Annotated in this window: 11 protein-coding genes; 8 read left to right on the forward strand and 3 right to left on the reverse strand. The window is 68.5% G+C overall.

The features are described from left to right. Positions 1–212: 212 nt before the first annotated feature. Positions 213–1,529: a hypothetical protein gene (locus ABZ319_RS11860; protein WP_354986355.1), complete on the forward strand. Its 1,317-nt coding sequence runs from the start codon at positions 213–215 to the stop codon at positions 1,527–1,529. 109 nt (positions 1,530–1,638) lie between these two features. Here ABZ319_RS11860 and ABZ319_RS11865 read toward each other — a convergent pair whose 3' ends face one another. Then, complete coding sequence (locus ABZ319_RS11865; protein WP_354986356.1) at positions 1,639–2,511, reverse strand: alpha/beta hydrolase; 873 nt, start codon at positions 2,509–2,511, stop codon at positions 1,639–1,641. A 488-nt stretch (positions 2,512–2,999) separates the two neighbouring features. Here ABZ319_RS11865 and pyrR point away from each other — a divergent pair, with 488 nt between their 5' ends. Genes pyrR through pyrF form a run of 7 tightly spaced genes read left to right on the forward strand, consistent with a single transcriptional unit; the run spans position 3,000 to position 11,710 of the window. Then, positions 3,000–3,641, forward strand: a complete 642-nt coding sequence (pyrR, locus tag ABZ319_RS11870; protein ID WP_354986357.1) for a bifunctional pyr operon transcriptional regulator/uracil phosphoribosyltransferase PyrR — start codon at positions 3,000–3,002, stop codon at positions 3,639–3,641. Next, positions 3,638–4,603, forward strand: a complete 966-nt coding sequence (locus ABZ319_RS11875; protein ID WP_354986358.1) for an aspartate carbamoyltransferase catalytic subunit — start codon at positions 3,638–3,640, stop codon at positions 4,601–4,603. The genes pyrR and ABZ319_RS11875 overlap by 4 nt, the downstream gene beginning before the upstream one ends. Continuing rightward, complete coding sequence (locus tag ABZ319_RS11880) at positions 4,600–5,952, forward strand: dihydroorotase (protein ID WP_354986359.1); 1,353 nt, start codon at positions 4,600–4,602, stop codon at positions 5,950–5,952. The genes ABZ319_RS11875 and ABZ319_RS11880 overlap by 4 nt, the downstream gene beginning before the upstream one ends. Then, on the forward strand, positions 5,952–6,458 hold the full coding sequence (locus ABZ319_RS11885; protein ID WP_354986360.1) for a transporter: 507 nt from the start codon (positions 5,952–5,954) through the stop codon (positions 6,456–6,458). The genes ABZ319_RS11880 and ABZ319_RS11885 overlap by 1 nt, the downstream gene beginning before the upstream one ends. After that, a complete protein-coding gene (gene carA / locus ABZ319_RS11890; protein WP_354986361.1) occupies positions 6,455–7,573 on the forward strand; it encodes a glutamine-hydrolyzing carbamoyl-phosphate synthase small subunit in 1,119 nt (372 codons plus the stop codon). The genes ABZ319_RS11885 and carA overlap by 4 nt, the downstream gene beginning before the upstream one ends. Continuing rightward, positions 7,573–10,881, forward strand: a complete 3,309-nt coding sequence (gene carB / locus ABZ319_RS11895; RefSeq protein ID WP_354986362.1) for a carbamoyl-phosphate synthase large subunit — start codon at positions 7,573–7,575, stop codon at positions 10,879–10,881. The genes carA and carB overlap by 1 nt, the downstream gene beginning before the upstream one ends. A gap of 4 nt (positions 10,882–10,885) precedes the next feature. Further along, positions 10,886–11,710 carry an orotidine-5'-phosphate decarboxylase gene (gene pyrF / locus ABZ319_RS11900; RefSeq protein WP_354986363.1) on the forward strand — a complete coding sequence of 275 codons (825 nt, stop codon included), beginning with the start codon at positions 10,886–10,888 and terminating at the stop codon, positions 11,708–11,710. A gap of 86 nt (positions 11,711–11,796) precedes the next feature. On the opposite strand, the gene ABZ319_RS11905 is transcribed toward pyrF, so the two are convergent. Continuing rightward, positions 11,797–12,156 carry a hypothetical protein gene (locus tag ABZ319_RS11905; protein WP_354986364.1) on the reverse strand — a complete coding sequence of 120 codons (360 nt, stop codon included), beginning with the start codon at positions 12,154–12,156 and terminating at the stop codon, positions 11,797–11,799. A gap of 167 nt (positions 12,157–12,323) precedes the next feature. After that, entirely contained in the window at positions 12,324–12,638 is a 315-nt protein-coding gene (locus ABZ319_RS11910; RefSeq protein WP_354986365.1) for a hypothetical protein, read from the reverse strand. Between the last annotated feature and the right edge of the window lie 31 nt (positions 12,639–12,669).

A 12,669-nucleotide genomic window follows, 5' to 3' on the forward strand; every position in this document is an offset into this window, starting at 1 on the left:
GTTCCGATGCGCCGCTGCTCGGAGTGCATCACTTCGAGTGCGGCCCCGGCTCTGATTCGGGGGAGCTGGAAGGTCGTGTGATTGCCGCGGCCAGGTGACGGATGCGAACACTCTTATCGTGCAACAGGTTTCAGCACGATTGCGCTGACCGTGCCGGTCGGTTCGCATAGTGTGGGCGGAACGCTATTCGTGGGGGACCGCCGATGTCCAACGTGGACGAGAGAATTGGGCTGGCCGTGGACTGGCTGGTGCAGAACCAGCGGACCGACACCACCGGGGGTGCGGGTTGGGGGTGGGTGCCCGACGTTCCACCGAACCCGCAGGACACCGCCGAGGTGGTGTGCGCGCTCATCGGGATCGGTGGCGAGGTGCCGAACAAAGCCGAGGTGGTGCGCCTGCTCCAGCGCGATTCGGTGCTCGGGGATCCGCGCGGGGCCCGCGTTTTCCGCGCTCCGATCGATATGGCCTGGCGGTTGCGGGCGCTGCTGGCCCTCGGTTTCGGGCCGGCGGACCGGCACGTAACCGGCTGTGTGGCAGAACTACTCGCGGAGCAGGACCCGGTGACCGGCGGCTGGCGCATGAGCAGCCGAACCGGGGCGGTATCGGTGACGGCGACCACCGAGGCCCTGCGCGCCCTGGTGGGGGTCGCGCCCGCGAACAATCCCGCGGATCCGATCACCGAGTCGGTCACGCGTGGTATCCGTTTCGTGGTGTCGGCACTGCTCGACGACGACGTCCAGTTCCGGCCGCTGTTCGCGTCCGCACAGGCCGCTATTGTTCTGCTGCTGCCCGAGATCGCGTCGTTCGGTGGCAAACGACTCGAACGAGCCCGGGAATTGGCCCTTGCCCACGTTCTGGAAACTTTGCGCGATGGCGGCGCGCGGGTCGAAGAGGAAACCGTCCGGCGCGGTGACGTCGCGGACTCCTGGCGGCACGTCTCGCTGCACTGGGCGGTAACGGCGTTGGCGTGCGCGGGTGGCGGCACGATTTTCGATCCGGCATTCCGCGGGGCGCTGAAAGACCTCCTCGACCTCCAGGACACCGAACCCGCACTGTCGACCCGAGGGGGCTTCCGGACCTCCAGGGAGGGGTTCGTGACGACCTATGCCACCGTGCAGGCGCTCGCCGCCATGGGAGGAATTCGGGTCACGCTGAACGAAAGAGTGAACCCGGCAAAGGTTTTCGACCTGATCTGCCGTGACGAGGGTACGAGTCCGGATGATCCGCAGGAGCTGCTGGCGATCCGGGGACGCTCGATGGTGATGAACAGCTACGCCGGGGCCGCGGTGCTCGCGATCGGCGCGCCATCCGGTGCCACCATCGCGATCCTGGCGGTGGCGTTCGCGAACCGGCTCGGCGACATCGGTAGTCGAGCGCTCGTGGTCTGGGGCACCCTGTTCATTGCCCTCGGCACCTACCTGTACGTCACCACGCGGTTCCCGGCGATCCCGAAAGTGCGTACGGGCGCGCTCGTTTTCGCGGGGTTCACGGCGGTGATTCTGCCGGTTCTGACGTTCCTGCTGTCCTGATCCAGCGGGGCATCGACGACCGGTGCGTCCGGCGCAGGTCCGGGCGATGCGCGGTTGCGCCACAACCGGGTGCGCCGGACTCGGTCGAGTCCGGCGGCTCCGAGCCGGGTTACTTCTCCAGGGTCTTCGCGCGGACGAAATCCACCACCGCGTCGGTGAACTCGTCGTTCGCATCGCTGGCGGCGGTGTGGGCGGCGGCGCCTATCTCGGTGTACTCGGCGGCGGGGACCAGGGCGCGGAACGCGGCCACGCCGGTCTCGCTCACCACGTCTGAGAGGGCGCCGCGGACCAGCAGGACCGGGATCGTCAGGCGGCGGGCCGCGTCCTCGAGGACCTCCGAATGCAGGTCGATGTCCTCGCCGCTGCCGGACATCATCGCCGGATCCCAGTGCCAGTACCAGCGGCCGTCCGCGCGCTGACGCAGGTTGCGCAGCAGGCCCTCGGGGCTGCGGGGGCGGCGGCGGTGGGGGAGGTAGGCGGCGACCGCGTCGGCGGCCTCGTCGAGGGTGGCGAAACCTTCGGGGTTGCCGCTGAGGAAGTTCAGGACGCGTTCCACGCCCTTGCGCTCGGGGCGCGGGACCACATCCACCAGGACCAGGCCGGTGATCAGTTCGTGGCGGGGATGCACGGTGGCCAGCAGGCCGGTGAGCCCGCCCATGCTCGCGCCCACCACGAACGCCGGCTTGCCGAGCTGCTCCAGCACCGCCATCAGGTCCTGGACCATCGCGTCGCGGCGGTAGTCGCCCTCGGGCGCCCACTCGCTGTCACCGTGTCCGCGCGCGTCCAGCAGGACCGCGTGCATACCGGCCTTGGCCAGCGCCAGCCCGGAATCCTTCCAGGAATGCCGGGTCTGCCCGCCCCCGTGCAGGAACACCACGAGCGGTCCATCCTGGGGTCCCCAGGAGTCGCCCGCGAGGGTGATGCCGCCGTGGCCGCGGAAGGTGACGCGGGCCGGCTCGGTGAAATCAGCTTCGTTGCTCACACCCCGAGCATCGCACACGTGTGGTTTACGGTGTATGAAGACCGGTCAGTAGCCGGGAATGCCCGTGTCGCGGGGGTGGTCCGCGGCGCGTCGGCGATCTTGCGGCCGGCCCGTGTGTGATCTCGGCCGCCCCGGCAAGACCCCCAGATCAGCGCCGTATTCGCTGTGACCTTCCTCCCAGCCCCCGGCGGCAGGAGGGCGGCCGCCGCAAACCTTCCGGTCTTGATCATTGCTACGAGATTGCTATTCGCCCTCCCGAATTGCGAGGATTGTCGACGGCGAATCCGCAGGTGCCGGGCCTGTACTGCTCATTCGCGCCGAACCGGCGACTCTGCGGCAATGCCACCCGGACCGCTCCGAACCGCCGCCGCGAACCCCCGGTTGCCACAGGGGTGCGGTGCCCGCCGTGTTCGCCGCCGCTGCTAGGCTCCAAACCCGAAAAGACATCCTTTAACGGACCGTCCGGTGAGGCGGAGAAGGAGGTCGGCATGGCCGTGCCCGAAGACCGGGCGCCCAAGTCGAGCGCTGAGCAGCAACACTCGCAGCGGCACGATCCCGAACAGGTCGACGCCGGTCGCGAACTGCTTTCCGATTCCGATGTCGGCCGCACCATCGCCCGGATGGCGCACCAGATCATCGAGAAGACCGCCCTGGATTCCGGAGACGAGCGGCACGCCCGCGTCGTGCTGGTCGGAATCCCCACGCGCGGAACCACTCTCGCCACCCGCCTGGCCAATCGCATCGAAGAGTTCTCCGGTGTGCGCCCCGCGGTCGGCTCCCTGGACATCACCCTCTACCGCGACGACCTGCGCTCACGCCCGCACCGTCCGCTCGAACGCACCTCGGTGCCCGAGGGCGGGGTCGAGGACGCGCTGGTCGTCCTGGTCGACGACGTGCTCTTCTCCGGCCGCACCGTGCGTTCGGCGCTGGACGGCCTGCGCGATCTGGGCCGCCCCCGCGCCGTGCAGCTCGCTGTGCTCATCGACCGCGGCCACCGCGAACTGCCCATCCGCGCCGACTACGTCGGCAAGAACGTGCCCACCTCCCGCTCGGAGGACATCTCGGTGCTGCTGCGCGAGCACGACGGCCGCGACGGCGTGTACCTGCGTCATCAGGAGGGGGACAAGTGAAGCATCTGCTCTCGGTCACCGATCTGGACCGCGCGAACGCCACCGCGCTGCTCGATGACGCCGAACGCTTCGAACAGGCCCTGCTGGGCCGCGAGGTCAAGAAGCTGCCGACCCTGCGCGGGCGCACGGTTATGACCGTGTTCTTCGAGAACTCCACGCGCACCAGGGTTTCCTTCGAGGTCGCGGGCAAGTGGATGAGCGCGGACGTCATCAACGTCAGCTCCAGCTCCTCCTCGAATTCCAAGGGCGAGTCGCTGCGCGACACCGCGCTGACCCTGCACGCGGCGGGCGCGGACGCGCTCATCGTGCGCCATCCGGCCTCGGGCGCCGCGCATCAGATTGCGCGCTGGTTCGCCCAGATGCAGGACGGCAGTGCGGGTTTCGCCGGACCCGGACCGGCCATCATCAACGCCGGCGACGGCACCCACGAGCACCCCACCCAGGCGCTGCTCGACGCGCTGACCCTGCGCCAGCGCCTCGGCGACCTGGAAGGCAAGCGGGTCGTGCTGGTCGGGGACATCCTGCACAGCCGGGTCGCGCGCTCGAACGCCTTCCTGCTGGCCACTCTCGGCGCCGAGGTGGTGCTGGTCGCCCCGCGCACGCTGCTGCCGGTCGGCGTGGAGGCCTGGCCGGTGCGCGTCGCGCACTCGCTGGACGCGGAACTGCCCGGCGCGGACGCGGTCATGATGCTGCGCGTGCAGGCCGAGCGCATGAACGGCGGCTTCTTCCCGTCGGCGCGCGAGTACTCGATCAACTACGGCCTCAGCGAGCGCCGCCTCGGCCTGCTCGACGAGCACGCCGTGGTGCTGCACCCGGGTCCCATGCTGCGCGGCATGGAAATCGCGTCGGCCGTCGCCGATTCTTCCAAAGCGGCTGTGCTGCAACAGGTCAACAACGGAGTCCATATGCGCATGGCGGTGCTGTTCCGCCTGCTGGTCGGAACCGACGAGGTGGTGGCATGAGCGTCCTGATCAAGAACGTCCTTCTCTACGGCGAAGGCGACGCGGTCGACGTGCTGCTCGCCGACGGTGAGATTCGCGAGATCGGCCCGGGCCTGAGCGCCGACGACGCCGAGATCATCGACGGCGCCGGGCAATTCCTGCTCCCGGGCTTCATCGACCTGCACACGCATCTGCGCGAGCCGGGCCGCGAGGACACCGAGACCATCGAAACCGGTTCCGCCGCAGCGGCGATCGGCGGTTACACCGCGGTGTTCGCCATGGCCAACACCAGCCCGGTCGCGGACTCCTCGGTCATCACCGACCACGTGTGGCGGCGCGGCCAGGAGGTCGGCCTGGTCGACGTGCACCCGGTCGGCGCGGTCACCGTCGGTCTCGAGGGCAAGCAGCTCGCCGAGATGGGCACCATGGCCGCCGGAATCGGCAACGTGCGCATGTTCTCCGACGACGGCCACTGCGTCTACGACCCGCTGATCATGCGCCGCGCGCTGGAGTACTCCAACTCCCTGGGCGTGCTCATCGCCCAGCACGCCGAAGAGCCCCGCCTGACCAAGGGCGCGGTCGCGCACGAGGGCCCGAACGCCGCCCGCCTGGGTCTGGCCGGCTGGCCCCGCGCCGCCGAGGAGTCCATCGTGGCCCGCGACGCGCTGCTGGCCCGCGACGCCGGCGCTCGCGTGCACATCTGCCACGCCTCCACCGCGGGCACCGTCGAACTGCTGAAATGGGCCAAGTCCCAGGGCATTTCGATCACCGCCGAGGTCACCCCGCACCACCTGCTGCTGGACGACTCGCGCCTGGAGACCTACGACGCGGTGAACCGGGTCAACCCGCCGCTGCGCGAGACCTCCGACGTGGCCGCCCTGCGCCAGGCGCTGGCCGAGGGCGTCATCGACTGCGTCGCCACCGACCACGCCCCGCACGCCGAACAGGACAAGTGCTGCGAGTTCGCGGCCGCCCGCCCCGGCATGCTCGGCCTCGAGACCGCGCTGTCGATCATCGTGCGCACCATGGTCGAGACCGGCCTGCTCGACTGGCGCGGCGTCGCCCGCGTGATGAGCGAGAACCCGGCTCGCATCGTGGGCCTGGACGATCAGGGCCGCCCGATCGCGGTCGGCGAACCGGCGAACCTGACGCTGATCGACCCGAATACCGAGTGGACGGTGCGCGCGAAGGAACTCGCCAGCATCGCCCACAACACCCCCTTCGACGAGATGACCCTGCCCGCGAAGGTGACCGCCACCTTCCTGCGCGGCCGGATCACCTCGCGGGACGGGGTCGCGAGCGCCGCGCGCGGCGCCGATGTGGTCTTCGCCGGTGGAGACCGGCGGGTGGGGAACCGAGGAGAACCGTAATGGATCGAACCGTGCAGGTCGTGTTGCTGGTGGTGGCCTTCGTCGCCGGGATCGGGCTCATGTACTGGGCCTGGACCGGTAGGGCCAAGAAGCAGGCGGCCTCGATCGGCGAACTGCCGGCCGTGCCCGCGGACTGCGGCGCGCAGCTGCTGGAGCCGACCACCGGGCTGTACCTGGGCAGCACCCTCTCGCCGAGCTGGATTCAGCGAATCACGGTGGGCGACCTGGGATTCCGGGCCACAGCGGAAATGACCAGGTTCGAGCGCGGCATCCTGCTCGAGCGATCGGGCGCGGGAACCATCTGGATTCCCGAGGAGTCCATCACCGCGGTGCGCACCGAGCGCGGGCACGCGGGCAAGGTGATGACGGAAGGCGGAGTGCTGGTGATTCGCTGGAAGCTGCCGACCGGGACCGAGGTGGATACCGGTTTCCGGGGCGATGACAAGACTGTGTACCCGGCGTGGACCGGGGCGAAGACATCTACGAAGACGGGAGACGAGGCATGAGCAGCGGCGATACCGCGGTGATGGTGCTCGAGGATGGTCGCGTATTCCGCGGGACGACCTTCGGCGCGGCCGGACAGACTCTGGGAGAGGCGGTGTTCTGCACCGCGATGACCGGCTACCAGGAGACCCTGACCGACCCCAGCTACGCCAAGCAGATCGTGGTGGCCACCGCCCCGCAGATCGGCAATACCGGCTGGAACGACGAGGACGACGAGTCGAGCAGGATCTGGGTCGCCGGGTACGCCGTGCGTGACCCCGCGCGCCGCGCCTCCAACTGGCGCTCCAAGCGCACCCTCCAGGAAGAGCTGGAGAACCAGAACATCGTCGGCATCGCGGGCATCGACACCCGAGCCCTGGTGCGGCACCTGCGCACCCGCGGTTCCATGAAGGCCGGCGTCTTCTCCGGTGCGGCCCTGGCCGACTACGAGGAGCTGCTCGCCCGGGTCAACAACCAGCCCTCCATGCTGGGCGCGGACCTGGCCGGTGAGGTCTCCACCGACGAGATGTACACCATCGAGCCGGTCGGCGAACACCGCTTCACGGTCGTCGCGGTCGACCTCGGCATCAAGTCCAACACCCCGCGCATGTTCGCCGAACGCGGCATGCGGGTGCACGTGGTGCCCTCGAACGTCACCTTCGACCAGATCAAGGAACTGAACCCCAACGGGGTGTTCCTGTCGAACGGTCCCGGCGACCCGGCCACCGCCGACGGCGCGGTCGCGCTGACCCAGCAGGTGCTGCAGGCCGACATCCCGCTGTTCGGCATCTGCTTCGGCAACCAGATCCTGGGCCGCGCCCTGGGTCGCAAGACCTACAAGATGAAGTTCGGTCACCGCGGCATCAACATCCCGGTCATCGAGCACCACACCGGGCGCATCTCGATCACCGCCCAGAACCACGGCTTCGCCCTCGAGGGCGAGCGCGGCGAGGTGTTCGACACCCCGTTCGGTAAGGCCGAGGTCTCCCACGTGTGCGCCAATGACGGTGTCGTGGAAGGTGTTCAGCTGGTCAGCGGCCGCGCCTTCTCGGTGCAGTACCACCCCGAGGCCGCCGCCGGACCGCACGACGCCGCCTACCTGTTCGATCGTTTCTCCAGCCTGATGGAAGGTGCCTGATGCCACGCCGGACCGACCTCAATCACATCCTGGTGATCGGCTCGGGCCCGATCGTCATCGGCCAGGCGTGTGAGTTCGACTATTCGGGAACCCAGGCCTGTCGCGTCCTGCGGTCGGAGGGCCTGCGCGTCTCGCTGGTCAACTCCAACCCGGCCACCATCATGACCGACCCGGAGTTCGCCGACGCCACCTACGTCGAGCCGATCACCTGGCAGTACGTGGAGAAGGTCATCGCCAAGGAGCGCCCCGACGCGATCCTGGCGACCCTGGGCGGTCAGACCGCGCTCAACTGCGCGGTCGACCTGCACGACAACGGCATTCTGGAGAAGTACAACGTCGAGCTGATCGGCGCGGACTTCGAAGCCATCCAGCGCGGCGAGGATCGCCAGAAGTTCAAGGACATCGTCGCCAAGGTCGGCGGCGAGAGCGCGCGCTCCAAGGTCTGCTACACCATGGCCGAAGTCCGCGAGACCGTCGAGGAACTGGGCTTCCCGGTCGTCGTGCGCCCGTCCTTCACCATGGGCGGCCTCGGCTCGGGTATGGCCTACAACCACGAGGATCTCGATCGCATCGCCGGCGGCGGCCTGGCGGCTTCCCCGACCGCGAACGTGCTCATCGAGGAATCCATCCTGGGCTGGAAGGAATTCGAGCTCGAGCTCATGCGTGACCGCAACGACAACGTGGTCATCGTCTGCTCGATCGAGAACGTGGACCCGATGGGCGTGCACACCGGTGACTCGGTCACCGTCGCCCCGGCCATGACCCTCACCGACCGCGAGTACCAGAAGATGCGCGACCTGGGCATCGACATCCTGCGCGAGGTCGGCGTCGACACCGGCGGCTGCAACATCCAGTTCGCGGTGGACCCCGCCGACGGCCGCCTGATCGTCATCGAGATGAACCCGCGCGTCTCGCGCTCGTCCGCATTGGCTTCCAAGGCAACGGGATTCCCGATCGCCAAGATCGCCGCCAAGCTGGCCATCGGCTACACCCTGGACGAGATCGTCAACGACATCACCAAGGAGACCCCGGCCTGCTTCGAGCCCACGCTCGACTACGTCGTGGTCAAGGCCCCGCGCTTCGCGTTCGAGAAGTTCCCGGGCGCCGACCCGACGCTGACCACCACCATGAAGTCGGTCGGCGAGGCGATGTCCATGGGCCGCAACTTCTCCGAGGCCCTGGGCAAGGTGCTGCGCTCGCTCGAGACCAAGGCCGTGGGCTTCTGGACCCAGCCCGATGGCGAGTGGACCGACGTCGAGGCCATCCTCGAGGATCTGCGCACCCCCACCGAGGGCCGCATCTACCAGGTGGAGCGGGCGCTGCGCCTGGGCGCGAGCATCGAGGACACCGCCAAGGCCTCGGGCATCGACCCGTGGTTCGTGGCCGAGGTCGCCGCCCTGGTCGAGCTGCGCCAGGAGATCCTGGACGCCGCCGTGCTGGACGAGCCGCTGCTGCGCACCGCCAAGCACTACGGCCTCTCCGATCGCCAGATCGCTTCGCTGCGACCGGAACTCGCGGGTGAGGACGGCGTGCGCGCGCTGCGGCACCGCCTGCACATCCGCCCGGTCTTCAAGACCGTCGACACCTGCGCCGCCGAGTTCGAGGCCAAGACCCCGTACCACTACTCGGCCTACGAGCTCGATCCCGCGGCGGAGTCCGAGGTCGCGCCGCAGCGTGAGCGCGAGAAGGTGCTGATCCTGGGTTCGGGCCCGAACCGCATCGGCCAGGGCATCGAGTTCGACTACTCGTGTGTGCATGCGGCACAGACGCTCTCGGCCGCCGGCTTCGAAACCGTCATGGTCAACTGCAACCCCGAGACCGTCTCCACGGACTACGACACCGCCGACCGCCTCTACTTCGAGCCGCTGACCTTCGAGGACGTCCTCGAGGTCTACCACGCCGAAACCGAGTCCGGCACCGTCGCGGGCGTCATCTGCCAGCTGGGCGGGCAGACCCCGCTGGGCCTGGCGCAGAAGCTGACCGAAGCGGGCGTGCCCGTGGTCGGCACCTCCGCCGCCGCCATCGACCTGGCCGAGGACCGCGCCGAGTTCGGCGATGTCCTTGTCGCGGCGGGCCTTCCGGCTCCCAAGTACGGCACCGCCACCACCTTCCCGCAGGCGAAGAAGATCGCCGCCGAGATCGGCTACCCGGTCCTGGTGCGTCCCTCCTACGTGCTCGGCGGACGCGGCATGGAGATCGTCTACGACGAGGCCACCCTCGAGGGCTACATCTCCCGCGCGACCGAGATCTCCCAGAACCGCCCGGTGCTCATCGACCGGTTCCTGGAAGACGCCATCGAGATCGACGTCGACGCCCTGTGCGACGGCGACGAGGTGTACCTGGGCGGGGTCATGGAGCACATCGAGGAGGCCGGCATCCACTCCGGTGACTCCGCGTGCGCCCTGCCCCCGATCACTTTGGGCCGCAGCGATATCGAGGCCGTGCGCCGTTCGACCGTCGCGCTGGCCAAGGGCATCGGCGTCAAGGGTCTGCTGAACGTGCAGTACGCGCTCAAGGACGACGTGCTCTACGTCCTCGAGGCCAACCCGCGCGCCAGCCGCACCGTGCCGTTCGTGTCCAAGGCCACCGCGGTGCCGCTCGCCAAGGCCGCGGCGCGAATCGCGCTGGGCGCCACCATCGCCGAACTCCGCAAGGAGGGCCTGCTCCCGGCCGAGGGCGACGGCGGGCACACCCCGATCGACGCCCCGGTCGCGGTCAAGGAAGCCGTGCTGCCGTTCCACCGCTTCAAGCGGCCCGACGGCACCGGCATCGATTCGCTGCTCTCGCCGGAGATGAAATCCACCGGTGAGGTCATGGGCATCGACGCCGACTTCGGCACCGCCTTCGCCAAGAGCCAGACCGCGTCCTACGGTTCGCTGCCGACCGAGGGCTCGGCCTTCGTCTCGATCGCCAACCGCGACAAGCGCGCTATGGTGTTCCCGGTCAAGCGGCTGCACGATCTGGGCTTCCGGATCCTGGCGACCGAGGGCACCGCGGAGATGCTGCGGCGCAACGGTATTCCGTGCGAGGTGGTGCGCAAGCACTCGGACGCCGCGTCCGAGGAGCAGGCGAGCATCGTCGACATGATCAAGGACGGGGAGGTCGACATCGTGTTCAACACCCCGTACGGCAACAACGGTCCCCGCGTGGACGGCTACGAGATCCGCACCGCCGCGGTGAGCGCGAACATCCCGTGCATCACCACGGTCCAGGGCGCGGCCGCGGCCGTGCAGGGCATCGAGGCCACCATCAACGGCGGCATCGGCGTGCGGTCCCTGCAGGAACTCCACGCCACCCTCCGGGGCTGATCGCGTGCCGAGTTTCGGTGTGCGGCTGCGGGACGCGATGCGCGCGCACGGACCCGTGTGCGTGGGCATCGACCCGCATCCGCCCCTGCTGCGGTCCTGGGGCCTGACCGAGGATGCCGCCGGGCTCGAGACGTTCGCCGAGATCTGCGTCGAGGCGTTCGTGGGCCGGGTGGCGCTGGTCAAGCCGCAGGTGGCGTTCTTCGAAACCTACGGTTCGGCCGGAATCGCGGTGCTGGAGAACACGATCTCGGTGCTGCGGGCGGCGGGCACCCTGGTGCTCGCCGACGCCAAACGCGGTGACATCGGTTCCACGATGGACGCCTACGCCCACGCCTGGCTCGGCGACGGCCCGCTCGGCAGCGATGCCGTGACGGTCTCGCCCTACCTCGGATTCGGTTCCCTGGCACCGGCTCTGGACCTGGCCCGGGCGAACGACCGCGGCGTGTTCGTGCTGTCCGCCACCTCCAATCCGGAGGCGGCGGAACTGCAGACGATCACCGGCCCCGACGGCCGCACGATCGCCCAGCGGATGGTCGACGACGCCGCGGCCGCCAACGCCGGAGCCGAGTTCGGTTCCGTCGGTGTGGTTATCGGCGCGACGCTGACCGCCGCCCCCGACCTGGGCAAGCTCAACGGCCCCATCCTGATGCCGGGCGTCGGCGCGCAGGGCGGGGGAGCGGAGTCGATCCGAGCCCTGGTTCCCGAGTCCGATCTGGGCGCGGTGCTGCCCAACGTGTCCCGCGAGGTGCTCAAGCACGGCCCCTCGGTTCAGGCCCTGATCGACCAGGTCGGCACGCTCGCACAGGACTTCGCCTTCCTGCAGCGCTGAACTACCAGCGGCACGGCCCGCCGGCACATCGACCTCGATGTCCGGCGGGCCGTCTCGCACGGTGTTATTTCCTGCCGATCACGCCACTAGGGCTCGGGAACGAGCCGGTTGATCGCGCCGAAATGCTCAGGGAAAACGACGGATTCGGCGGTCAAAGCCCGCCGGTTCTGTAACTCCAGGGGCCTGTTCCCCTGCCACGGGACTACCTGTACGACTTTCGTACCTTTGGTGAAGACGTAGTAGCCGTGGCCGCTATCTTCCTCGGCCTCCGGGATGTTTTTCCAGCACCCGATAGTTCCCGCGTTCTTGCTGAGTTCGGCGCTGGTCATGCCGGGAGTGGCCTCGGCCAGGAGTTCCCAATCGTCGCTCAGACCGGCGGCTCGAGTCACCTCGACGAACTTGACGGGCGAGTTGCCCGCTGCGAAACGTCGGAACTGCTCGATCACCGCGGGGTTCGAACCCAACTTCTGTAGATCTGCCTTCAAGTCGGTGCCTTGCGTGCACGCGTCTCGAGCGCTGGGCTCTTCGCGAGGCGACGAGGTGCATGCGCTCAGTGCCGGAACCAGCAACGCGATAACTACGGCGACCTATCGTTGTTTCTTTTCCGCTCTCGCTATTCGGTGTTCGCCGGCAGTGGAATTCCCTTGCCATCGGGCAGCCCGGTCCGGCCGGGATTCACCTGGTCGCTCCACTTGATGACGGGCGCATTCGGATCCTCCTTGCTGACCACGATCAGTTGTCCGTCCGCGATGGCGGCCACTACTTTGGATTTGAGGTCATCGGCCGCGGCTCCGGGGTTCTCCAGAGCTATCTGCCTGCCGATGTTGTTGTTGTACAGATCCATCGCTTCGCGGTTTGCTGGACCACCGATTCCTTCATGTGCCGTCGCGAAATTCTTGGCAAAATTTTCGCCGTACTTGTCCGTCATCAAGGCGTTCCAGTAGGCGTGGCGGAGTGCG

The organism is Nocardia sp. NPDC005978 (assembly GCF_040614455.1).
Lineage (GTDB): Bacteria > Actinomycetota > Actinomycetes > Mycobacteriales > Mycobacteriaceae > Nocardia.

Coding starts and splice junctions, on each gene's coding strand:
- pyrR (WP_354986357.1), top strand. CDS start 3,000: ATGGCCGTGCCCGAAGACCGGGCGCCCAAGTCGAGCGCTGAGCAGCAA.
- ABZ319_RS11880 (WP_354986359.1), top strand. CDS start 4,600: ATGAGCGTCCTGATCAAGAACGTCCTTCTCTACGGCGAAGGCGACGCG.
- ABZ319_RS11885 (WP_354986360.1), top strand. CDS start 5,952: ATGGATCGAACCGTGCAGGTCGTGTTGCTGGTGGTGGCCTTCGTCGCC.
- carA (WP_354986361.1), top strand. CDS start 6,455: ATGAGCAGCGGCGATACCGCGGTGATGGTGCTCGAGGATGGTCGCGTA.
- carB (WP_354986362.1), top strand. CDS start 7,573: ATGCCACGCCGGACCGACCTCAATCACATCCTGGTGATCGGCTCGGGC.
- ABZ319_RS11910 (WP_354986365.1), bottom strand. CDS start 12,638: ATGACGGACAAGTACGGCGAAAATTTTGCCAAGAATTTCGCGACGGCA.